The organism is Kordia zhangzhouensis (assembly GCF_001005305.1).
Lineage (GTDB): Bacteria > Bacteroidota > Bacteroidia > Flavobacteriales > Flavobacteriaceae > Kordia > Kordia zhangzhouensis.
In genome coordinates this window covers 352,816-377,477 of sequence record NZ_LBMH01000002.1, presented here as the reverse complement: position 1 = coordinate 377,477, position 24,662 = coordinate 352,816, and the positions used below count along the sequence as shown (strand labels likewise).

Annotated in this window: 19 protein-coding genes; 4 read left to right on the top strand and 15 right to left on the bottom strand. The window is 33.1% G+C overall.

All coding sequences use genetic code 11. The annotated features are described in order from the left end of the window. Nucleotides 1-37: 37 nt before the first annotated feature. Both AA088_RS03100 and AA088_RS03095 read right to left on the bottom strand, forming a co-directional pair. Nucleotides 38-1,537, bottom strand: a complete 1,500-nt coding sequence (locus AA088_RS03100) for a GH3 auxin-responsive promoter family protein (RefSeq protein ID WP_046743475.1) — start codon at nucleotides 1,535-1,537, stop codon at nucleotides 38-40. Between the two features lie 48 nt (nucleotides 1,538-1,585). Then, nucleotides 1,586-2,452: a M23 family metallopeptidase gene (locus tag AA088_RS03095; protein WP_046743474.1), complete on the bottom strand. Its 867-nt coding sequence runs from the start codon at nucleotides 2,450-2,452 to the stop codon at nucleotides 1,586-1,588. Nucleotides 2,453-2,581: 129 nt separating this feature from the next. Between AA088_RS03095 and AA088_RS03090 the strand changes: the two genes are divergently transcribed. After that, entirely contained in the window at nucleotides 2,582-2,767 is a 186-nt protein-coding gene (locus AA088_RS03090) for a twin-arginine translocase TatA/TatE family subunit (protein ID WP_046743473.1), read from the top strand. Between the two features lie 69 nt (nucleotides 2,768-2,836). Here the strand turns inward: AA088_RS03090 and AA088_RS03085 are convergent, their stop codons facing one another. From AA088_RS03085 to AA088_RS03070, 4 genes are all read right to left on the bottom strand, one after another. Then, nucleotides 2,837-4,963 carry a Tex family protein gene (locus tag AA088_RS03085; RefSeq protein ID WP_046743472.1) on the bottom strand — a complete coding sequence of 709 codons (2,127 nt, stop codon included), beginning with the start codon at nucleotides 4,961-4,963 and terminating at the stop codon, nucleotides 2,837-2,839. Between the two features lie 274 nt (nucleotides 4,964-5,237). Next, nucleotides 5,238-6,224: a DUF4837 family protein gene (locus tag AA088_RS03080; protein WP_046743539.1), complete on the bottom strand. Its 987-nt coding sequence runs from the start codon at nucleotides 6,222-6,224 to the stop codon at nucleotides 5,238-5,240. Between the two features lie 23 nt (nucleotides 6,225-6,247). Beyond that, nucleotides 6,248-7,891 carry a LysM peptidoglycan-binding domain-containing protein gene (locus tag AA088_RS03075; protein WP_046743471.1) on the bottom strand — a complete coding sequence of 548 codons (1,644 nt, stop codon included), beginning with the start codon at nucleotides 7,889-7,891 and terminating at the stop codon, nucleotides 6,248-6,250. 161 nt (nucleotides 7,892-8,052) lie between these two features. Next, the gene (locus AA088_RS03070) at nucleotides 8,053-9,240 is read right to left on the bottom strand and encodes a phosphoglycerate kinase (protein ID WP_046743470.1); all 1,188 of its coding nucleotides are present in this window, start codon (nucleotides 9,238-9,240) and stop codon (nucleotides 8,053-8,055) included. 234 nt (nucleotides 9,241-9,474) lie between these two features. On the opposite strand from AA088_RS03070, the gene AA088_RS03065 reads away from it, so the two are divergent. Together AA088_RS03065 and AA088_RS03060 are read left to right on the top strand one after the other, a co-directional pair. Further along, nucleotides 9,475-10,632: a DNA polymerase III subunit gene (locus AA088_RS03065; RefSeq protein ID WP_046743469.1), complete on the top strand. Its 1,158-nt coding sequence runs from the start codon at nucleotides 9,475-9,477 to the stop codon at nucleotides 10,630-10,632. A 123-nt stretch (nucleotides 10,633-10,755) separates the two neighbouring features. After that, the gene (locus tag AA088_RS03060) at nucleotides 10,756-10,983 is read left to right on the top strand and encodes a hypothetical protein (protein ID WP_046743468.1); all 228 of its coding nucleotides are present in this window, start codon (nucleotides 10,756-10,758) and stop codon (nucleotides 10,981-10,983) included. A gap of 53 nt (nucleotides 10,984-11,036) precedes the next feature. On the opposite strand, the gene AA088_RS03055 is transcribed toward AA088_RS03060, so the two are convergent. From AA088_RS03055 to AA088_RS03045, 3 genes are read right to left on the bottom strand one after another with little or no spacing between them, the layout of a single operon-like run. Then, nucleotides 11,037-13,637, bottom strand: coding sequence for a TonB-dependent receptor plug domain-containing protein (locus tag AA088_RS03055; RefSeq protein ID WP_046743467.1), 2,601 nt, complete (start codon nucleotides 13,635-13,637; stop codon nucleotides 11,037-11,039). Between the two features lie 60 nt (nucleotides 13,638-13,697). Further along, nucleotides 13,698-14,615, bottom strand: coding sequence for a FecR family protein (locus AA088_RS03050; protein ID WP_052752763.1), 918 nt, complete (start codon nucleotides 14,613-14,615; stop codon nucleotides 13,698-13,700). A 53-nt stretch (nucleotides 14,616-14,668) separates the two neighbouring features. Beyond that, complete coding sequence (locus AA088_RS03045; protein WP_046743466.1) at nucleotides 14,669-15,181, bottom strand: RNA polymerase sigma factor; 513 nt, start codon at nucleotides 15,179-15,181, stop codon at nucleotides 14,669-14,671. 728 nt (nucleotides 15,182-15,909) lie between these two features. Between AA088_RS03045 and AA088_RS03040 the strand changes: the two genes are divergently transcribed. Further along, nucleotides 15,910-16,572 (top strand): hypothetical protein, encoded by a 663-nt coding sequence (locus tag AA088_RS03040; RefSeq protein ID WP_046743465.1) that lies wholly within the window; start codon nucleotides 15,910-15,912, stop codon nucleotides 16,570-16,572. Between the two features lie 84 nt (nucleotides 16,573-16,656). On the opposite strand, the gene AA088_RS03035 is transcribed toward AA088_RS03040, so the two are convergent. The 6 genes from AA088_RS03035 to mnmG form a co-directional block, all read right to left on the bottom strand. Next, nucleotides 16,657-17,505, bottom strand: a complete 849-nt coding sequence (locus AA088_RS03035) for a DUF4249 domain-containing protein (protein WP_046743464.1) — start codon at nucleotides 17,503-17,505, stop codon at nucleotides 16,657-16,659. 4 nt (nucleotides 17,506-17,509) lie between these two features. Continuing rightward, nucleotides 17,510-19,888 carry a TonB-dependent receptor gene (locus AA088_RS03030; protein ID WP_046743463.1) on the bottom strand — a complete coding sequence of 793 codons (2,379 nt, stop codon included), beginning with the start codon at nucleotides 19,886-19,888 and terminating at the stop codon, nucleotides 17,510-17,512. A gap of 253 nt (nucleotides 19,889-20,141) precedes the next feature. Beyond that, nucleotides 20,142-20,666, bottom strand: coding sequence for an OmpH family outer membrane protein (locus AA088_RS03025; RefSeq protein ID WP_046743537.1), 525 nt, complete (start codon nucleotides 20,664-20,666; stop codon nucleotides 20,142-20,144). 299 nt (nucleotides 20,667-20,965) lie between these two features. Next, nucleotides 20,966-21,808: a class I SAM-dependent methyltransferase gene (locus AA088_RS03020; RefSeq protein ID WP_046743462.1), complete on the bottom strand. Its 843-nt coding sequence runs from the start codon at nucleotides 21,806-21,808 to the stop codon at nucleotides 20,966-20,968. Between the two features lie 98 nt (nucleotides 21,809-21,906). Then, nucleotides 21,907-22,734 carry a GNAT family N-acetyltransferase gene (locus tag AA088_RS17525; protein ID WP_052752762.1) on the bottom strand — a complete coding sequence of 276 codons (828 nt, stop codon included), beginning with the start codon at nucleotides 22,732-22,734 and terminating at the stop codon, nucleotides 21,907-21,909. Nucleotides 22,735-22,766: 32 nt separating this feature from the next. After that, on the bottom strand, nucleotides 22,767-24,638 hold the full coding sequence (gene mnmG, locus AA088_RS03010) for a tRNA uridine-5-carboxymethylaminomethyl(34) synthesis enzyme MnmG (RefSeq protein WP_046743461.1): 1,872 nt from the start codon (nucleotides 24,636-24,638) through the stop codon (nucleotides 22,767-22,769). Between the last annotated feature and the right edge of the window lie 24 nt (nucleotides 24,639-24,662).

The window sequence follows — 24,662 nt, the reverse complement described above, 5'->3', positions numbered from 1 at the left end:
GTTTTTCCGCACAAAAATACAAGTTAATTTGATATTTCTATGCTTTTTTGTAATTCGTTAGCGTTTCCGCTATTTTTCGATCGTTTGATAATCTAGGAATTTTGTTTTGTCCGCCCAATTTTCCGATAGACCTCATATAGTTTTGAAAACCTTCTTTTTGGACTCTAGTAATCTTTAAAGGTTGTAGCACTTTCCCTTCGATTAAGTCAAAATAATAACTGTTTTGTCGTTGTAAAGATTGATCAATTGTAGCTGCAAATTCCTTCAAATCTGTGGGTTCCGTTTCAAATTCAATAAACCATTCGTGATACGGCAATCCTATTGACGGGTTAATTTGTGGTGCTACTGTAAATTCATTGATACTTGCTCCCGATACTTGCAACGCTTCGTTTAACGCTTGTTCAACTTCTTTGCCTATAACATGTTCGCCAAAGGCAGAAATAAAATGTTTTATTCTACCTGAAACTATCACACGATAGGGTTGCAATGAGGTAAACTCTACCGTATCTCCTATATTGTAGCCCCACAAACCGGCATTTGTAGAAATAATCATTACATAGTTAACCCCTAATTGTACATCTTTGATTGTAATTCGTTTTGGGTTTTCTTCAAAAAATTCGTCTGCTTTGATGAATTCATAAAAAATTCCTGAGTCCAATTGTAACAACATACCTTTGTCTTGTTGTTTATCTTGAAAGGCAAAGAATCCTTCACTTGCAGGGTATAGTTCGATGCTATCAACTTTACGTCCTATTAAATTTTCAAACTTGTTTCGATACGGTTCAAAATTTACTCCTCCATAAATAAACAACTTAAAATCAGGAAATACATCCCCCACTTTTTTTCCTGTTCTGGCAACAATTCGTTCAAAGTACATTTGCACCCAAGAAGGAATTCCACTAATGATTGCCATTTTTTCAGGCAACGTTTCGTCTACAATTGCTTCTACTTTTGTTTCCCAATCATCAATACAATTTGTTTCCCAGCTAGGCATTCTATTTTTCTGTAAATAGCCAGGTACATAGTGTGCTACAATACCTGAAAGGCGACCAAGTTTGACACCATTTTTTTCTTGTAGTTCAGGACTTCCTTGTAAAAAAATCATTTTTCCATCAACAAACTCTGTATTTCCTGTTTCTGCTATGTAAAGTAAAATTGCATTACGTGCAGCTTTTACATGCGTAGGCATAGATTGTTTTGTAATTGGAATATATTTAGCTCCTGATGTAGTGCCAGACGTTTTTGCAAAGTACATCGGTTTTCCTTTCCATAAAATGTCTTTCTCACCAGCAACTACTTTATCAATGTACGGTCGTAAACCTTCGTAGTCACGCACAGGCACACACTGTATAAAATCTGTATGCGATTGTATATGTTGAAAATCATGATCTTGCCCAAACTGTGTGTGTGTAGCTTCCTTTATCAAGTTTTTAAACACTTTTGTTTGCGTTTCAATAGGACTATTTGCCCATTTTGAAATTTTTCGTTGAATATACTGAGCAAAAGGTTTAGCTAAAAGTGCTTTGAATGATTTCATCTGTAGTTGTTTGTTTAATAAGCCATCAGATGTGATGTGAATTTTATTTTACAATTTAAAATCAATAAAATTTTCAGGGTCTACGGAGTAACCTTCACTCCAAAGCTCAAAATGCAAGTGTGGACCAGTAGTTAATTCGCCTGTATTGCCTACAATTGCAATCACTTCTCCTGCTGTAACCAATTCGCCCTGTTCTTTGGTGAGAGAAGAGTTGTGTTTATACACCGATACTAAATTGTTGGAATGTTCAATGATGATTACGTATCCTGTGGCAGCAGTCCATTCAGAAAAAATAACCATCCCGTCTGCAGTAGCTTTAACTGGCGTACCTTCCGATACAACAATATCAACAGCATAATGTTTTTCTTTAGGATTATATTTTTGCGTAATTTCTCCTTTTACGGGAGGAAACAATACAAAGTTAACATTGGAGGTGGCAGTTTCAAATAAGTTATATTTATCTTCCTGTGCCACTTCTTCGCGCAACAAAGAATCTTGCTTGCTAGGGGTAAGATCAATATCACCTAAATCAAGTTCAATAGATTTGAACAGGGAATCTTTATTGATATTTTCACTTTTTATTTCGCCTGTAAGTACATTGCGAATTGAGCTTAAGTATACCGAATCTCTTAACGTAATTTGCTGAAGAGAATCTATTTTTTCATTTAAACGGATTGCTTTTTCTTTTAGTGCAGTTGAAGAATATCCTGGAATATATTCTCTAAGTGATGTAAACGCTATAAGAAATGTCGTCAATACAATAAGTAAAATCACAGAAAACGTAACTAATACGAACACATTTAAGCGTGTCAATTTAAACGAAACACGTTCTTCGAAGGTGTCTTCATTCAGAATTACCAAGCGGTATTTGTGTAAAAGCTTTTTTTTGAGTTTTTTACGTTTTTCTTTTGCCATAATTCTAGTATCCTTTACAAACTTAAAAGAAAAATATTAGGAATAAATTGTCTCGAAGTGTTTTTTTTATGCTTCATTAGGACTAGGTATCTAATTATTTTTACCTTTGTAACTTAAATTATAATCATTATGATGTCTTTATATACATTTTTAGCAATTCCTGGCGGATATTCAATTATCCTAATTGTTGTGGTTGTGTTATTATTATTTGGAGGAAGAAAGATTCCTGAATTAATGCGCGGATTAGGTAGCGGAATTAAAGAATTTAAGGATGCTACAAAGGACGATGAAACAAAAAAGGTAGAGAAAGAATAACTTTTTACTTTTAGTATAAAATATAAATCCACATGAATTTTCGTGTGGATTTTTTTGTTAGTAATAATCTTAATCAATCATAGACAGCTGAATACGTTTTCGAGCTTCATCAACCTCAACAACTTTAACTATTACATGTTGATGCAGTTTAACAACCGTATTGACATCACTGATAAATTCGTTGGCAAGTTTTGAAATGTGTACCAAACCACTTTCTTTGATTCCAATATCAACAAAACAGCCAAAATTAGTAATGTTATTGACAATACCTGGTAACGACATACCTACTTTTACATCTGAAATACTTTTTACATTTGGATCAAATTCAAAACGTTTGGCAACTTTTCGTGGATCTACGCCTGGTTTTTCTAATTCCTTGATGATATCGTTTAATGTAGGCAAACCAATCGTTTCTGTACAATATTTTTCGAGTTGAATAGTGTTAAGAACCGTTTTATTTCCAATCAGTTCGTGTATAGATATTTTTGCATCTTTTGCCATCTGTTCAACTATGTGATAACTTTCAGGATGCACCGTAGAGTTATCTAATGGATGTTTGGCATCTGTAATTCGTAAGAAAGCTGCTGCTTGCTCAAAAGCTTTTGGTCCTAATCTTGGGACATTTTTTAAACTATTTCGAGAATCGATTTTTCCTTGTTCGGAACGATAGCTCACTATATTTTCAGCCAAATTAACTCCTATTCCTGAAACATAACTTAATAAAGCACTACTCGCTGTATTAACATTTACTCCCACAGCATTTACACAACTCATCACAACAGTATCCAATTCTTCCTTGAGTTTTGTTTGGTCTACATCATGTTGGTACTGTCCCACTCCAATTGCTTTAGGGTCAATTTTTACCAATTCAGCCAACGGATCTTTTAATCGGCGTCCAATTGAAACAGCACCACGAACTGTAACATCGTAATTTGGAAACTCTGCGCGTGCTATTTTGGAAGCAGAATATACTGAAGCTCCTGCCTCATTGACAATAAATACTTGTAAATCACGATCAAAAGGAATTTTCTTGATGAAAAACTCTGTTTCACGTGAAGCAGTTCCGTTTCCAATAGCAATGGCTTCAATGTTATATGCATTTACCAACGAGCGAATTTTTTTACTCGCTTGTGATGTTTCTCGCTGCGGCGGATGCGGATAGATGTTTTCATTATGCAATAAATCGCCTTTTTCATCTAAGCACACCACTTTACAACCTGATGAAAATCCTGGATCGAGAGCTAAGACTCGTTTTTGACCTAGTGGAGCACCCAGTAATAATTGCTTTAAGTTATCGGCAAATACAGCTATTGCGGTATCGTCTGCTTTGCTTTTGGCTTCATTCATCACTTCAGTTACAATAGCTGGTGATAATAATCGCTTGTATGCATCTTCTATAGCTAAAAATACTTGATTGGTACACGATTCAATATTTGTTTTAATCACTAACCTATCAATAATCTCTAGAGCTTCCTCTTTATCTACTTCCACTTTTATTTTGATAACTCCTTCTTTTTCGGCTCGCAACATTGCAAGTAATCGATGAGAAGGTGTTCTGTGAAGAGATTCACTCCAGTCAAAATATTGTTTGTATTTCTGAGCATTTTCAGCATCTTTTTGAGCTTTAACAACTTTGGTTGAAATGATTGCTTTTCGTTGATATAAGCGACGTATTTTATTTCGCACATATTCATTTTCATTAACCCATTCAGCAATAATGTAGCGTGCTCCTTCTAAGGCTTGTTCAGTAGAAGTAACATTTCCTCCAACAAAACGTTGTGCTGCATAATTTACATCTTGATGTTCTTGCTTCATGATGATTTTTGCCAACGGTTCTAATCCATTTTCTTTGGCAACAGACGCTTTTGTTTTTCGTTTTTTCTTAAAAGGCAGGTAAAGGTCTTCCAGAATCGTAAGATCTTTTGCCTGTTCTATTTTATTTTGCAATGAAGGTGTCAAAGCATCTTGTTCTTGAATTGCTTTTAAAATGCTTTCTTTTCTTTTTTCTAACGTTTCATATGCTATTTTTAGCTTACTGATTTCGCCAATTTGTACTTCGTCCAAATTCCCTGTCATTTCCTTTCTGTATCTCGCTATGAAAGGAATTGTACAATCTTGATTTAGCAATTCAATGGTTTTCAAAATGCTTTTTTCTGGTAACGAAATGTTCGATTGTATGTAGTGAAGTTCAGTCATAAAACGTATGCTTTGTATTATATGATAGCTCCTTTTAAAAGAAGCGCAATTTACTGTTTTTTCTCTCGAAAGTTATTTTTTGTAAACGAGAAAGTTTCTATTGTATTTTACCTGTACAATGCTTGATTGGTACAAACAAAATGCTAGTATACTACTTGAAAGACACTAAGATTGTAGCAATTTTGAATGTACTCGAGTGTATTCTCACGGAAGTGAAAACAAAAAAAGCACATAAGTCGTCAACTTATGCGCTTTCATATATTGTGTGTTAGGATTATTTATTGATTTTGAGCGTTTTGAGAATAGCTTCAATTTCGAACATAAAATCACGCTTATTTTCTGAAGGAGCAAATGTAAATCCTTCTATAACCATGAGGCGATTGTTTTCTGAGTCTTCTACCGCATAGTTGATAAATGGACCTGCCATTTGAAAGTTATACACTTCCCACATTCCTTTGGTCTCAAAGGCTGGTTTGTTGTTAATTGTAGTATTGTATAAATATGGAGCATACGCTTTTTCAGTAATCATGTACATGGTTTTAGGGTCTTTCCCTGGAACATACGCTTTTCCGATAGAATCGCGCATCTTAATGATTGCATCAATCGTTGTGTCATTTTTTGGAATACTTCCTAAAGGCATTGTATATGCTATAATATTCATAGTTCCATTAGCCACTTTACGCTCATACCAAACAAAATTGTCTTCTTTTTTTACCATTTTGTATACAGAAGGAATATCTAGGCTAATTCCGAATGTTTCTTCTAAGGTTTGGTCTTTGCTCAATGAGCCTCTAATAAATTGTTGTTTGGAAATTAATTCGTTATTCTTGAAAATATGAATGGTTTCCTGAGCTTTTTCCGAAAGTGTTGATATAATTTCTTCTTCTGATCCTCCGATAGAAATGATTTTTTGCGGTTTTGCAAACTTATCTGTATCAATTTCATATCGTTTTGAAGCTGTTTTTTTTACAAACATAATACTTCTAAACTCTGTTAATGGATCTTTGAATACTTCAGGATTAATTTGCTTAAGTGAAAAAAGAGGTTCTTCCATTGGTAAACCATCCGTTGGAGCGCCATATATATTTCGAATCGAGTCTCCGACTTTTCCTTGCCATAAATCTTGATCAATTACAACAGCAATCATGTTTACAGTTCCTGAAGATAAGGGTAAATATTTTTCTTCTTTTCCATTTTCCTTGTCGTCACAAGCTGAAAATAATACAAAAACAAGGAGTATTAATGCGTATAGTTTTTTCACGTCCAATGTGTTTTAATGATGTTCTATTTCTTTGAAACTTGAAGTTTCATTCCGGGTTTAAGTTTAGTACCGCTAATATCATTCCATTTTTTAATATTACTTACAGAAACTCCTGGAAATTTTTGTGCAATGCTCCATAAAGAGTCTCCAGACTTGACAATATACGTTTTTACATTGTTGTTATTTTTTTCCTTTTGAGAAGGTTTTTGAGTTGCAAAACCAGGTTTTCTAGGATATACGGTAAGTCTTTGTCCAATGCGTAAACGGTTTGAACGCAATCCATTCCAACGCTTTAAATCACTTACACGAACACCAAATCGTCGAGCTATTTTACCTAAATAATCTCCTTTTTTAACACGATAACGCGTACGCTTATCCATTTCAAAAAGCTGTGGCAACGGTTTTTCTCGTTTCGCAAGTTCTTCCTTTGCTAAATTATAAATGGCTTGCTCATTATTAACAAATTTACCAATATCCTGAACAGGCAGGCGTAAGGTATATGATTTTCCTTTGATATGCGGAATAATATCAAGCTTGTAGGAAGGATTGAAAAACTGTAAATCCTCTACTTTGACATTTAACACTTCCGAGATTTGATCAAAAGTTAGTAATTGTTTTACGTGAATAGTATCTGTCGCAAAGTGCGGAACTTCTATTTTATCTACCTGAAAACCGTGTTCATCTGCATATTCAAAAATATACATAGTCGCTAAGAAAGCTGGCAAATATCCTGCTGTTTCTCTTGGCAAATTAGGACGAATATTCCAATAATTTACGTAACCTCCTGAACGTCGAATTGCTTTTGAAACGTTTCCTGGTCCTGAATTATAGGCAGCTAACGCCAAATCCCAATCGCCAAATATTTTGTATAAACTAGCTAAATATTTACATGCAGCTTCTGTTGATTTTACTGGATCACTTCGGTCATCTACATACGAATTTACATTGAGGTCGTATTGCTTTCCAGTTTGATACATAAACTGCCATAATCCTGTAGCTCCAACACGAGAACGTGCTCTTGGGTTTAACGCAGATTCTACTATCGCTAAATATTTTACTTCCAAAGGAATGTCATGTTTGTCAAGCTCTTGTTCAAACATTGGAAAGTAGTATTGACTCATTTTCATGAGTCGTTCCATCGACTTTTTTCGCCTTTTTAAAAATCTACGAATAACACTTTCCAACGCAGGATTATATTCTATGTTGAAAGGTGTTTTTGCATTCAATCGTTCTAGACGAGCTTTGAGCGTATCTGTTGGTAGTTCTTGGAAAACAATAGGGTCATAATTGAGTTCTGTGATTTCATTATGAATGGTATCAAATAATTCTGCTCCTCCTAATTCTTGTAACCAAAGGCTATCAATTTTGGCAGCCATTTCATGGTCTAGCAGCTGGTAGTTTTCGTTGACCTTATTAAGCGTTTTTCTACTAGCAAAAGTAGTTTCGACACTGTCTAATTCTGGAAGAATGTCTTCAGTGGTACGTTTAATTTCGTTTTTCTTGTCAAAAAAAATGGTATCAATCATCACTGTTTTTTTTCCATCAAGGATGATTGTGTCTTTTACAATTTTGAAAGAAGGCGTAGTAGAGGTCTGTTTTTTATCGCTTTTTTGAGCATTCGCTGCAAGGGAAAAACATAGAAGTGATATGCTTAAGAAATATTTCATTTATCAAGTATCATTTAAATCGTTAACATGTGTTTCTATTAATTGTAACGCAATTGCTGCTAAATTCGTGTTTTTTATTCGAAATTTGAAATTTGAAATTCATAAAAAAAGTCTAATTACTAGAATTAGACTTTGTATAGTGTATGTTTTTATACTTTCGATTAAGCTAAAATTGCAGCAATACCTGGCAATGTTTTTCCTTCTAAGCTTTCTAACATTGCGCCGCCACCTGTACTCACATAGCTTACTTTGTCTTCAAAACCAAATTGTTTTACTGCTGCTACAGAATCGCCGCCACCTACTAAAGAAAAAGCACCTTGCTTTGTTGCTTCTGCAATAGCATCGCCTAAAGCAATTGTTCCTTTTGCAAAGTTTGGCATTTCAAAAACACCTAGTGGTCCATTCCATAATATCGTTTTAGAAAGCCCTATAACTTCTGCAAATTTTTCTTGTGTTTTAGGTCCTACATCTAGTCCCATCCATCCATCTGGAATTTGAGCGACTTCAACAACTTGTGTGTTTGCCTGATTTTCAAAAGCATCTGCTACTACCGCATCTACTGGCAAATGAATGATTACATTTTTGGCTTTTGCCTGTTCCATGATTTCTCTTGCTAAGTCTAATTTATCATCCTCAACAAGTGAGTTTCCAATATTTCCTCCTTGCGCTTTGATGAAGGTAAACGTCATTCCTCCTCCAATAATTAGGTGATCTATTTTATCTAAAATATTATCAATTATGGTAATTTTGGAAGATACTTTTGCTCCTCCAAGAATCGCTGTAACAGGAGATTCTCCTGTGTCCATTACTTTATTGATACTTTCAATTTCGGTTGCTAATAACAATCCAAAACATTTGTTATCAGGAAAGTTTTCAGCAATTATAGCCGTAGAAGCGTGAGCTCTGTGTGCTGTACCAAACGCATCATTCACATAAATGTCTCCTAACTTAGCCAGTTGAGCGGCAAAATGAGTATCGCCTGCGGTTTCTTCATCATGAAAACGTAAGTTTTCGAGTAATAAAACCTCTCCATCTTCTAATTGTGCTACTGCTTTTTCAGCTGCTTCTCCTACACAGTTCTCTACAAATTTAACCTCAACGCCTATAATTTGAGAAACCGTACTTACAATATGCTTTAAGGAGTATTCTTCTTGTGCTCCTTTTGGTCGCCCCAAATGCGACATTAAAACACAGCTTCCTCCATCTTCTAAAACTTTGATAATGGTAGGTTTTGCTGCACGAATGCGCGTTTCATCTGTCACTACAAATTCGTTATTGAGTGGCACGTTAAAATCTACTCGAATAAGTGCTTTTTTTCCTTTGAAGTTGAAGTCGTTTAGCGTTTTCACTGATTTTATTTTTTAAGTTACGTGTTGTTTAAAAGTATTGAATTTGTTAGCAATATAAGTTCTTTTCTATTTTTGAAAGAACCTTTTTTGAAGTTTTTTTTATGCAAACGTTTTAGTAGTATAGAAATCGCCTAGCAAATAATTTTTTATCTGTTTTTAGGTTATCTTTTCTGCAAAAATAAGGTTCGTTTCAATTTTTATCAATTATTCGATGCTTACAACTATATTTGCGGTATGCTTTTCCAAGATATTTTAGGACTTACACATATTAAAAAACATCTCACGTTAAGTGCTGATAATGGGCGTATTCCACATGCACAGCTTTTTGTAGGCCCTGAAGGTTGTGGAACTCTTCCTATGGCAATTGCCTATGCGCAATATGTATTGTGTAAAAATGTGGATGGAAAGAATACTGGAGGCAATGAAGCCTGCAACCTAAAGTTTAAAAATCTTTCACATCCTGATTTACACTTTGCATTTCCTGTTGCAGGAACTTCCAAAGTGAAAAGTCACCCTGTATCAAAACATTTTTTAGAAGAGTGGCGTCAGTTTATACACGAACAACCCTACGGCAATTTATTTGATTGGTATAAAATGCTTGGAGTTGATAATAAACAAGGACAAATTGGTGTAGATGAAGCTTTAGATATTGTGAAATCACTTTCTCTTAAATCGTATGAAGGTGGTTATAAAGTTATGATTATTTGGATGGCTGAACGCATGAATACTGCTGCTGCAAATAAGTTGTTGAAACTTATTGAAGAGCCACCAAACAAAACCTTGTTTATTTTAATTGCAGAAGATGAAGAACAAATCATCAATACAATTTTATCTCGTTGTCAAATTTTACATTTTCCACCTTTAGGCGAACAAGCAATTAAAGAAGCATTAATGAAGAAGCTTGCTATTCCTGAAGCCGAAGCTACTAAAATTGCACATCAAGCCAATGGAAATTACAATAAAGCGGTAGATCTTGTTTATCAAGATTCAGAAGATTTGATGTTTGAGACTTGGTTTGTAGCTTGGGTTCGTTCTGCTTTTAAAGCCAAAGGAAATAAAACTGCTATTCGCGATTTAATTGCCTGGAGTGAAGAAGTTGCTAAGACCGGACGAGAAACTCAGAAAAAGTTTTTGAGCTTTTGTTTGGATCTTTTTAGACAGGCATTGTTACAAAATTATACTGCTACTGATTTGGTGTTTTTCGAATCGCATACCAAAGATTTCTTTTTAGAGAAATTTGCGCCTTTTGTACACGGAAATAATATTTTGGATATATCTGATGAATTACAAGATGCTATTTATCATATAGAGCGTAATGGAAATGCAAAGATTATTTTAACAGATTTATCAATTAAATTGACACGCTTATTACATAGAAAAGATTTAAGTTAACACCTGTATTTCAAAAGAAAAACATGTGCTTCACTTTTATGAATTGTAAGTGTTAGTTTTTAATTATACGTATTCTTTTCACGACATTTACTAGATAACTTAAATAATTAAAATTTAGCATTTATGAAAAAACAGAATTTGAAGAAATTAGACCTTAAAAAAGCTTCTGTTTCTAATTTATCTGGTGGAAAAACTAGTGTTGATGATTCCATTACCACCCTTCGATTTATTTGTACAAACCATCCAACGCAAGTTACCAAATCACCGTACTGTCAATCAGAAGAATTAAATCATACCTGTGCATGTGTAACAAACAACAATGAATATTCATGTCAATGTACAATTGCATAATTTTCTATATAAAATAAGCGAGTTGATACTCGCTTATTTTTATTCTACTGATATTAAAAATCTACTCTAAATACTAGATTGGGTGTAATACCAAGAGAGAGTTTATCAACTGTTTCCAAACGGAACTGTATGTTATTGTCTTGGTTTAAGAATGGTCTAATTTCGTAATAACGTTCAAGTAAATTTTGTCGATCATAAATATTCAATAAAGAAAAACCTATTTTTCCTTTCCAGTTGTTCTTTTTATCAAAATTGAACGTATATGTTCCTGAAAAATCCAAGCGATGGTAATCAGAAATTCGTGTGCTATTAGTCTCTCCTATAAAAATAAACAAATCACCATTTGCCTGTGTTTCTGAAGTAACTGGCGTGTAAGGCGTTCCTGTTCGATAATTCCAACCTAAAGAAAATTCAAAATTTTTAATAGTGTAAGAATGTGCCCAACGCAAATAATGACGAATATCGTAGTTACCAGGAAATGTTAATCCGTTATTGATAATAGAAAACTCAAATTTATTATCTGTATACGAGTATCCTAACCATGTTTTATAATTCTTAATTTTCTTTTCAACCAGAACATCTATCCCATATATTTTACTATTTCCTTCAGAAAAAGTTTCCAATACACTCGTATTACCAAAACTCCTATTGAAAGAGGTCAATCCTGTGATATTCTTGTAATAAGCATCTAGGTTAACCCGCCACCCTTTTTTATTAAAAACAACACCCGAAGATATTTGTCTACTTTTTAGTACAGGAAATTCATCTCCATTTGCTATAGCCCATACTTGATTTTCAAGTCCAAAGTTTGCAGTATTAAATTCTAAAATTTGACTCACTGCTTGATGTTTAAGTTCTCCCGAAAAGTTAATACTAAACTGTTCATTTAACTTTTTTTCTACATACAAACGTGGCTCAAATAATATTTTTTTGATTGTGCTAAAATAATTAACTCGTATTCCTGCATTTACAATTAATTCTTTTTGATTGTTATACCTATACGTAGAATATAATGCGTGCGAATTGTTGATACTTTCTTCAGAAGCTTCATATGTTCTAACACCTTCTTCTGTGCCTCTAAAACCAAAAAAACCAAAAGATACATCATTTGACGAAAATTGATAACCTGATTGCAAACGCCTTTTTTCATCAATTTCCCAATCTGTATTGTAGGTAAACCCAATGTCTTTTATTTTGTTTCTTTTTTGATTTTGTTCTGTAACTTCTACAATATCACCTCTGTAAGTTCCTAGGTAATCAAAATCAAATCGTGAATAATAGGCATCTAATGTGTGTGTGAAATTAGGGTTCCACTGTCGCTTCCAAAAACCGCTAAATCCGTTGTTACGAATATCCAATCGATCACGAGAATTTTCTTCAAATAAAGGAATTTCAGACATGAAATCAAGTTCGTTTTTAGTTCGTAGAGTACTTAGCATAATTTCATCCTTGTCTGACAATTTCCCCATTAACTTGATGGTATAGTCTGTGAAATAGAATTTGTTTTCTGTTTCAGAAAAAACATTGTCTACAACCTCAGTACTTTTGGTGATTTTGGTGTTTTGAAAAACACGTTTTGAGAAGTTGTTGTAGGTAAAAGTTTCTATAGCATCTGTAAAAGCACGTCTTGCAGACACACTAATACCAAAATTTTTAGCAATTGGCATTTTTAAATACGCATCTGCATGTGTCATATTAAACCCAAAACCTCCTGCTAATTTTTCTGGGACTTTGGTGTCTGTTTGAATGTCAATTACACCCGAAATGCGGTCTCCATAACGTGTTTCTGTTCCACTTTTATATACTGAAACTTCTTCAATAACATAAGGGTTGAAAGCTGAAATTAGTCCAAAAAAATGTCCAGAATGATACATTTTGATTCCATCCCACAAAATTAAGTTTTGATCAGGTGTTCCTCCTCTTATAAATAATCCTGAAGCTGTTTCGTTTGGGCTTTGAATGCCTGGCAACAATTGAATACTTTGTAATACATCTGGCTCTGTAAGTCCAGGTAATATTCCTAGCTCTGAAGGTGAAATAGATAAAGCTCCGTCTGTTTTTTTATCAATTCCTGTTGTAAGATAATTGCTTATGAGAACGGTTCCTAAATCATATTGATCTGCTTCAAGTAAAATGATTTCGCAAGGTTTATGGGCTAGTTGTTGAGCCAAAAGCCGTTTAGTTTTGTATCCTAAATATCGTATTTCAATAGTATCCGTAGGGAAAGCCAAAAATAATTCGAACTGACCATTTACATTGGTCACTGTTCCCTTGTATTGCGATATGTTAACAGCCGATGCTTCTTCTATTGGTAATTGGCTTTGTTTGTCTCGTAATACTGCACAAATCCTTATTTTTCCTTCTTGTTGTTGATTTCGAATGATATAGTAGCGATCATTTACTTTTTCAAATACAATAGGTACTTGATCTTGCAATCGTTGAAAGACTGTATTTAAGGGGGGATTTTCGAGAGAAAGAGTAATAAATTTGTTCTCAGCTAATGATGCTTTGTATGAAAATTTAACATCATACGCTTTTTCAATTGTTGTAAGTACTTCTTGAAGTGGCTTATTTTCAAACGAGAGTGTTACATTGTTTTGGGATAACAATGCATGCGTGATGAATAGTAAAACAACACTTATAGCACTTCTCATATACGTAAACGGTCAAATTCAATATAAGCGAACCTTTCCTTTTCCATTTGAAAAGGTGATTTATTTCGCTTTTTTAAGGACAATTACTTTTTCGTCCTTAAAAGTATATGAAATTTCCATAGGAACAAAGACTGTTCGTAAAGCAAGTTTTAAATTTTTATGTGAGAAGCTCCCTGTAAAACGCTGAGTAGTATCAATATTATCTGTTATGAAGCGTATTTCGTATTGATTTTGTAATGAAGTTATTACACTATACAAAGGGATTTCTTTAAAATTACTTTCTCCATCTCTCCAAGTAGAATCTTTGATATTGAAGGTCCATGTATGAGTTTCTCCATTAATAAAAGTAAATGCATTTCCTTGAGTCAAAATAGTAGAAACATGATCTTTGGATGTAACTTTTACTTTTCCTTCATGACATTTTACTTCAAAAATAGCATCTGTTGCAAACACATTGAATTCTGTTCCAAGTACTTCTACACTACCAGAATTGGTAATTACAGTAAATTTTTCGCCCTTTTTTACTTTAAAATAAGCTTCACCTTCCAAATAAATTTTTCGTTCATTTTCCCATGAATCCTCATTATAAACTACAGAAGATTTTGCGTTTAGAATGGCTTCCGAACCATCAGGTAGTGTAACTATTTGTTGATTTCCGTAACCAGTTTTAATTGTGGTTTCAGCAGTAAAATACAAATATGAAAATCCGATAAAAAAGACAACCACTGCAGCAGCAGCATACCAAACAGTTGTAGAAAGTTTTCTAGTTTTTGATACTCGTTTTTGTTGCTTTTTTTGAATAGATTGAAACACCTCTTCTTTGTAGAATGAAGGTGGTTGAAGCAAATCGGCATTTTCTATGATTTGTACATAGTCTTGATATTCAGCAGAAGCTTCAAACCGTGTTTTTTCGGCTTCTGTGAGTTCATTAGCAAGCCACCTTGCTAAAAATGTATCATCATATTTTTCTTCCATCATTTTCTATTGATTCGGTTATTAAACAGTTTTTAAGTAAAATACCCTACTTTTTTTTAAATATTTCCTATTTCTTTTCTAAGTGTTATTAAAGCTTTATGCATTCGTTTTTCTACTGCTTTAACAGATAATCCGATTATTTCGGCTATTTCAGCATACGTTTTTTTATCAATACGATTCAACAAAAACACTTCTCTTTGTCCATCGGGCAACTTGGCTATGGTTTTTTGTAACTTTTCTTGAAACTCTTTTTGTCTTAAAATAAACTCTGGAGTTTCATTGGTGATTTTGGGAGCAATTTGTTGTTTGTATTTAAGTTTTACTTTTTCATGAGCTACCTCATTTAAGAACATATTATTAGCTACAGTAAACAAATAGGACTTTGCTTTATCATATATAATACTAGCACAATTTTTCCAAAGCTTTATAAAAGCATCCTGCACAATATCTTCCGCTTGCTGTTCACTTCCGCATTTGTAATATATAAAATTACGGAGAGTTTCTGCATGCGTATTAAAAATACGTTCATAGTTTTCTGATTCACAAACCGATTTTTCTTTGGAAATCATGAATAGTCAATTCTTTTTTAGGATTCTCAAAGCTACGTAAATTTATTTTTAATTTTTTTTTAAATAATTGGTAGGGTATTTTACAAGTTACCTGTTTTATCATCAAAATACGGCGAGAAATACTAATAATCGCTCAGAAATTTAACATTTCAAAACACGTTCATATAAAGATTACATTCAATTAAGTCGGTTTTTTATTAGTTGAAAATAAGTGGCAGCAAAGCTATTGAAATCGAGGCTAAAAGTCTTTGTTGCCCTTTTTTTGACTAAAAAATAAAAATAGGATGGGAAAAAATTGCTTTAAAAGAAATAGTGCTATCTCGATAGCCAATTTATAGAATTCGGGAAAAAGAAAATACATCTCAAAACCTATTTACTAGTTTTTCTTCCCTCGGTAATTTCTAAATATTACCGGGGTTTTTTTATGCCTTTTTTTTAACCTCATTTTTTTTCAAATTTTTTTGTTTTTGATTTTTCTTAATCTTTAGGAACTCTTTTTTTAATACTTCCCTTTTTATTGATTATTACATAGTTAGGCAAATTAACCCTTTTTATAATCAAGTATTTCTACGCTTCTATATTTTCTAAGCTAATGTGACATTTGTAATATCATAAGAAAAAACATTTTTAAATGTAAGTAGCTACTTTCCTTATTGATGACTAACCCATAAAGGTGTGATCCGAAAAACCTCTAATAGAGTAGGAATTAATTTAAACCAACCAAAACCATGCAAGCAATACCCGTACCTGTAAAGAATGTAAGCATTTATGCTTATTTTGACCCTACTGAGCCAATCGAAGAAATAGTAATCGAAGGAGCTTCAGGAACCTACGCTGTAGGAACTTTAACTACTAATGTATTTTATAATTTAGATCTTAATGATGATGGAAAACGAGTGAATCCATTAAATGTACATTCCAAATATTATGCAGTTGGAGAAACTGAAGATGGTAAAAAATTTACAACGCCATGGATGTTTTGTTTAGACAACTCCTCTAGCCCTAAATTTGGCAGAACTATTAGCTTATTTGATGCCAATGATAATCCAGAATATACTCCAGCAGCTCCTGCTGTAGTGGATGCTTCTGAATATATCAGACTTGCTCCACTGTATGACATTACTGTGAGTCATTTATTTGAACCTCCAGCTATTGGACAAGAGGTTTTGATTCAGAATGGAAAAGGATATATTATTGGAACTCGTATAGGAACTCCGCATTTAATGGGTGTTGAAGTTGATAGCGGCGATCGTACAAGTCGTTTTTTTGCTGGATTGAAAAACATCATTATTACTGGAAAAACAGAGAAAGGAACATTGATTTCAAGGCAGAATTTAACAGTAGTATCAGCTGGCAATCCTGCACTATTTTTAGAAGAATTTTTCGGCTAATTTTTACAACTATTAGCATTTCAAAAAAGAAAACCTCTGAACGTATTTACTCAGAGGTTTTTTATTGAACGCTTTTTTTAGATTTTATTGAAAAGTGTATGTTACCTGGTTAAATTCAGTTACTCTGAAGTATCCAAAAGCATAATTAGCTTCGTTGGTTACATTGATACAGTTTCCCTTAATTTCTGCTGGTATTGCTGAAAATGGATCTCCTCCAGTGTCATATTGTTCTACTAATAACGTGATATAATTGTAGTAACGTTCAGAGATTCCATATAGTTTTATGTTTACAATATCTCCAGGATTATATTCTTCTGTTTCATCATCGTTATCTCTCGCTTTTTCAAAAAATTCTTCTTGCGTGTTTCCATCAGAGAATTCATCTGATTCTGCTTCTAATTCAGCAAATAAATCACCTTCTTCTTTAATGCGAAACATATAGAAGTTTTCTTCACCTGCTGGATCATCAAAAAATATAGTAACATCCAATACTTCATCGTCAAAACCACCTTCTAGAGATTGTTGTACGTTTGTAATAGGAGCTACGGACATTAATCGCTCCGTAGCTGTATATGTTTCTCCATTGTAAATAACTTCTAGCGTGTAAGAATCATTAATCACAGGCACAAAATTATCAATGGTATAATTTCCATCATTTTGATCGATAAAATTATATTCTACATTTGAGTTATTGTTTGTCACTTTTACAGAAGCACCAATAACGCTTGTATTTAAAGTTGTATCAAAATAAGGTGTTGAAGTGCTTAATTTTATAGTTTGATTGTTTCCTGAAGTTCCTTTTTCCCAATCAAGTGAAGCTTCAATTACTAAACGTGGTGCCGCTTCAGGGACATCCACATCTATTTTGTCATCACATGAAATAAAAGCAATCAATACAGTGAAAAGAACAGTAAGTTTTATGGTTTTTATCATGATCTTAAAATTTAAAATTATACGTTATTGATGGAATTACACTTCCAAAGATGGAAAGTCTACGTGCTTCATTTACTCCCGTGTCAAAATCTTGAGAGAAAAAGATTGAAGCTGCATTTCTTCTTGCATAAGCATTGTATAAGCCAAATACCCATTCGCTTTGCCAACGTCTATTTTTGTTTTTATTAGGTGTTAATGTTGCTGATAAATCTAGCCTGTGATACGCAGGTAAACGATTGGCATTACGTTGATCAAAACTAGCTATCGATAGTCCTTCATATTCATATTGTCCATTTGGATAGGTAACCGGACGTCCCGTTTGATAGACAAAGTTGGCACTAAACTTCCATTTTTCATTAAAATCATAGCTTCCAGTAATTGAAAAATCGTGTGTTCTATCGTAAGGTGTATTATACCAATTTCCTTTATTAATACCTGGTCCGCCAGCATTTCCTCCAAGTGCTCTTTGTTCTGACTTCGATAGTGTGTATGAAAACCATCCTTGAAATTTACCTTTACTTTTTCGTAATAAGACTTCTAAACCATACGCTCTGGCTTCTCCATTTAAAATTTCTGTTTCTATATTGTTAGTTCCTATCAAATTAGAGCCATCGATATAATCAATTCTGTTATCTACATTTTTATAATATGTTTCGAGTTCTAAGGAATAGGTTTTATCATTAAAGTTTCGATAATATCCAATCGCATATTGATTGGATTTTTGTGGTTGAATGTAACGGCCACTTGGAGCCCATACATCTACAGGTGTAACAGAAACAGTATTGGAAAGTAAGTGAACATATTGTACAGAACGTGTATAGCTCGCTTTTACCGAAGATTCGTCATTTAATTGATATGACAATCCAAGTCTTGGTTCAACGTTGGTAAAGGTCTTAATACTTTCGCTTTTTTTGTATGCTGTAGTACCAATTTCTTCTCCTTCTTCATAAATTCCTATGTCTTCATTATACACTACAGGCAAGTCGTTGGCATAATCAGATAATGTTTGTCCTCCTAAACGGCTAAATGTACTTAATCGTAAACCGTATTGTGCGGTTAATTTGTCTGTTAATTGATGTTCTGCACTGATATATGCTGCTGCTTCTAAAGCTCGTTTTTGATCAAGTTTTCTATAATTGATAGGCGAACTTGCGTCTGTTGGTCTTACTTCTCCAGGGTTAAAATCATATGTAATGGCACTTACTCCAAAATCTAGCTTTAAATTATCGCTTGCATAATATCCTAAATCATATTTTAAATTGAAGTTTTTGATGTCTGCTATCCAATCTAGTTTAATAAAATCTAAAATGATTCTATAGTCATACTTACTGTAGATTAACGATAAGTTTGAAAATAGTTTTTCATTAAAGACATGATTCCAACGCAAGTTTGCAGACGCGTTTCCATACCTGTTTTTTACAAATTTTGAAATGTCAAAAATGTCTCGACCAAAGTAACCTGAAAGATAGATTCGGTTATTTTCATCAATCTCATAATTTGTTTTTAAATTCAAATCGTAAAAAGAAATTTTATCATCTTTTAACTCATCAATGATTGGCATAAATAGGTGTGCATACGATGTTCTTCCTGCAACTAAGAATGATCCTTTTTTGTTAAACATAGGACCTTCAACAGCCAAACGACTTGAAATTAACCCTACGCCACCATTGATTTCTAAATTTTTGCTGTTTCCATCTTTTTGGCGTACATCTAACACAGAAGAAATTCGACCTCCAAATTTTGCTGGAATGTCTCCTTTATAAAGCTTGATATCTTTAATTGCATCAGCGTTAAATACAGAGAAAAAACCGAAAAAGTGCGACGTATTATAAATAATAGCCTCATCAAGTAATACTAAATTTTGATCGGCTGCGCCACCACGAACATTAAACCCAGCAGTTCCTTCTCCGGAGCTTGTGACACCTGGCAGTAATTGAATAGATTTGATAACATCAACTTCGCCTAATACAACTGGCATTTGTTTGATTGTAGCCGCATTGAGTTTGGAAACACTCATTTGTGGTTTTCTGATATTGAGTCGTTCAGATTCTTCTGCTTCAAGAACTACAGTTTCTAGTGTTGTAGAAGCTTCGTTGATCTCAAAATTGATTGTTTGATCTGCATCTAACACAATTTCTTGCGTTATTGTTTCATAACCAAGGAAAGATATGACTAGCGTATAAGTTCCTTTTTCTGCAGTTAGTGAATAAAAGCCGTATTCATTTGTTACAGCTCCATTCGTAGTTCCTTTGAGATACACTGTTGCCCCAAAAAGTGTTTCTCCATTTTTTTTGTCTTTTAGTGTTCCGTTGACACTATACTTTTCTTGTGCGAATAGTAAAGAGGTCATAAACAAACAAAGACAAACAAGACTTTTTTTCATAGATTTATAATATTTGATTGAATCGTTCAGCAAAGTAACGATTGAAACCACAAAAAGTTACTTCAAAAGTCTAGTTTTTACAGAAAAATAACTTAGCCGTATCGTAGTTAATTATTTTTAGCGATTTTTAATAGAAAATAAATTTTCTTCAGCGTGTAATTTGATTGTCTTTAAAACAAAGGTTTGCATAGTTTTAAAATAAAAAAAGACCTTCTTTCGAAAGTCTTTTGGATAAATTTTGTGGGTAATGAAATTACTTCTTTTTAGAAGCATATTCTTTATTCAACGCTTCCAAAACTTCTTTGGTAAGATCGTGTTGTTCTTTCCCGTAGTATAAGTTTCCAGTAATTTCATTTTTTCCGATAATGAAATCATAACCGTTCTTTTTTCCATATTCTTCAACAAATTTTTTGATTGTATTTACAATCGTATCATTTTGTGCTCTACTATCTTCAGAAATACGGTTTTGCTCAATTTTAATTTGTTGATCTAAACGTTCCCCTAATTGTTGAATTTGCAGTGATAATTCTTCTCGTTGTTTAGCAGAAACTTTTGGAGCTTTTTCTTGTGCTTGCTTTAATTCGAGGTTAAACATTTTTTGCAAGCTATCTTTTCTTTTATTGAAACCATCAATGCGAGTTGTAAAAACAGCTTCTAAATCTTTCTTTTCTTGATAATCATTAATTAATGTTGAATTATCAATAAAACCAATTTTTGCAGGTTGCTGACATGAGTATAGTGCAACTGCTACCATTCCTAAAATGATGAATTTTTTCATTCGTATTCTTTTTTTGTTAGTGTCTATTTTTTTGAAAAGTTTAGAATCGGCATCTTCTCTCTTCAACTTTTTCGTTGGCGCAAAAATAGAAATAAACTTTACATAACAAATTGTCAATTTTAATTGATTTTGAGCTGAAATTAAATTATAAGAAAAAACTATACTTAAAAAACAAGTAATTGTAAAAAACTATAAAAAGCGTCTTTTTTTAAGATAGTTATTAGCTCTTTTAAAATAATTGTGATACAAATTGATGTTGCATTAGGTAAAATACGCTTAAAAAGGCTTAAAATGCGTTTTTAATCATTTTTAATCACATAAATGAGTGAAGAATACTCAGAAGTTGACTTCGCTTTAAAATTTGAGATAAATCCTCTATACATTGCATTGATGGGATTCATTTTGCCTGTTTTATGTTTTTCAGAAAGTAAACTAACATAGTAAGCATCAAATTTCATTGGTAGGATTTTTACTACTTTCATCTTTTCTTTATGAAATAGCTTAGCAATGGAAGTTTGTGAAAAGTGCCATAAATGTCTAGGCACATCATATGCAGCCCAATACTCTTTATAATAAGCTGCATCATAACTTCTAAAATTTGGCACAGCAATAAATAGAGTTCCGTTAGATTTGAGCAATCTTTTTAAAGTAGATATTTGTTCTTCCAAATTTGGTACATGTTCAAGTACGTGCCACATCGTGATTACATCAAAAGTAGTCGGAGCTACCTCAGAAAGCCATTCATTATTCTGAATAACCGTTTGAGTTTTTTTATTCGCTATTGCACGAGCGTTCTCATCAGGCTCTACACCAAAGATTTCCCAACCTTTTTTTTGGGCTTCAGTTAAAAAATCTCCTGTTCCACAACCAATGTCTAGGAGTTTACCAGAATCAGTTTTGTTATACTTTTTTAGTAACTGAACTTTTTTGGATAACATGTAGGATCGAACACGATGATACACCTTTTCAAATAAGTTTCGTTTTGTATCGGTATGGGATATGTAATCTTCACTTTCGTAATAAGAAGCTAGTTTTTCTAAACTCGGTTGCGGTTCCGTTTTATACATTTTTAAAACGTCATCAAACACTAATTGAAATTTTTCTTTAGAAACTGAATGATCTATAATAGTTAGATTGTTCATGTGTATACTTCTTTTTTTATGATTAAAAAAATGTTCCACGTGGAACATTTCTCTTTATCTCTTAATTACAATAAAAATTAATCTATGGTTATTATTCATTAAAATGAAAAACTCATATCATATTGATCTATATAATTATCAAAATTCATTTTTTTAAAAAACTGGTGAATATTTTCATTTTTCGAATCAATATTAATAATATTATAATTTCCTTTTGGTAAGCCAGAAAATAATAAAGTTCCAAATTTTTCCCAATTGTTATTTTTTACTCCGAGTCTGTGAATTCTTTTTGAATGTATATGGTAGATCAAATAGGCATATGCTTCTTTATTATCATAAACGGTTACACAATGTAAATTATTTTGGTATTGTATTAAACAGTGATCTTGGTTTTCAATCGAAGGGATATAGTTTTGCAATTGCGCAAACTCTTGAAAAGAAAATGTTGCTGATTCTTTCACTTTGAATTCAGAAACAATTTGTACTCCTTCCCAATTGAATTTATATAAATGATATTTTCGATTAATTGTAAATCCTACTTTTTCATACGCCGAAATAGCTCTATCATTTTTAGTAATGCATTCCAATGTACTTTTTGTAATTCCTTTTTCACGTAAAACAGCAATCGCTTTTTTATAAAGTTCTGTCAATAATCCTTTTCGACGATACGAAGGGATAATTCCTGTTGAAGCATTGTAGGCAACTTTTACATCACCATATTTATTGATTGCATGAATAATGAATCCTACTAATTTATTTTGATCAAATACACCAAATGATAAACTATAATCTACACCAGAAGCTGTCCAACGCTCTTTTACATAATCCAGCGTAAAATTGATTGGTACAAAATAATCAGAAAACGCCAAATTTAAAGTGTCTAAGATTTCTTCAATTGGCGTTTTCTCTAATGTTTTAATTTCCATTTTTGCAGATGTTCCACGTGGAACATTTTATTTTAACGATTTAAATACACCAACATTACACTAATATCACTTGGAGAAACTCCACTAATTCGAGAAGCTTGTGATAGGTTAACAGGACGTATTTTTGAAAGTTTTTGGCGTGCTTCTAAAGACAAATTAGTTAAATCATCATATTTAAAATCAACAGGGATTTTAACACGTTCAAGATTATTTAATTTATCTGCGTTACTCTTTTCTTTATTAATATAACCTGCATATTTTACTTGAATTTCTGTTTGCTCAAGTACTTCTTTATCCAAATCGTATACTTCAATATAGTTAGCTACAGATTCCACATGACGCATATCCTCCATAGAAATATTTGGTCGTGCAAAGATTTTGAACATTTTATCCTGCTGCTTAACTTTAGCCGATTTTTTCTGTTCCAAAATAGGATTGATTTCTTCTGGCTTCACACTCGTTTCTCTGAAAAACTGAATAAAAGCATCCGAATCCGTTTTCTTTTTTTCCATTGCACGGAGGCGCTGTTCACTTGCAAGTCCTAATTTATAGCCAATAGGTGTCAATCTAAAATCAGCATTATCTTGTCGTAACAATGTTCTATATTCTGCACGTGAGGTAAACATACGATAAGGTTCTTCCGTTCCTTTAGTAATCAAATCATCAATCAACACACCTATGTATGCTTCATTTCGTTTTAATATAAATTCTTCACGTTCTTGTACTTTAAGAGCTGCATTGATTCCTGCCATTAATCCTTGCGAAGCAGCTTCTTCATATCCTGTAGTTCCATTAATTTGACCTGCAAAATATAGACCTTCTACAATTTTAGTTTCGAGCGTATGTTTTAGTTGTGTAGGTGGAAAGTAATCATATTCGATTGCATATCCTGGTCTGAAAAACTTCACATTTTCAAAACCAGCTACCGAACGTAAAGCTTTAAATTGAACATCTTCTGGCAATGAAGTTGAAAATCCATTTACATATACCTCAACCGTATTCCATCCTTCAGGTTCTACAAATAATTGATGACGATCTTTATCAGCAAAACGATTAATTTTATCTTCTATAGAAGGACAGTATCTTGGTCCTATTGATTGTATTCTACCATTAAACATTGGAGATCTATCAAATCCTTCCCGTAACAAATTGTGAACTTCAGGCGAAGTATATGTCATATGACAAGCTCTTTGTTCTTTTAAAGGCTTAGTGGTTTTGAGGTATGAGAATTTGTCTGGTTGTTCATCACCTGGTTGGATACTCATTTTTGAATAATCTAGCGATCTACCATCTACACGAGGAGGTGTTCCTGTTTTCATTCTACCAGATTCAAAACCTAGTTTAACCAAATCTTCAGTGATACCTGTTGCAGCTTTTTCTCCTGCTCTACCTCCACCAAAATTTTTATCACCAATATGTATCAATCCGTTTAGGAAAGTTCCATTTGTTAGTACAACCGTTTTTGAACGAATTTCCAATCCTAAAGATGTTTTTACTCCACAAACTCTTTCTCCTTCAATAATTAGTCCTTTTACCATTTCTTGGTAAAAATCTAAGTTCTGAGTTTGTTCTAGCATCAAACGCCATTCTTCTGCAAAACGCATTCGATCACTTTGCGCTCTTGGAGACCACATTGCTGGTCCTTTAGATTTGTTCAACATTTTAAATTGAATAGCTGAATTGTCCGTTACAATTCCACTATAGCCGCCAAGTGCATCAATTTCGCGCACAATTTGTCCTTTTGCGATTCCGCCCATAGCAGGATTACATGACATTTGTGCTATATTTTGCAAATTCATCGTAACAAGCAATGTTTTGCTTCCCATATTGGCAGCGGCAGCGGCAGCTTCAGAACCTGCGTGTCCTGCACCAACAACTATTACATCATATTCCGTAGTAAACATGTCTTACCGATTGTTATTTTTTTA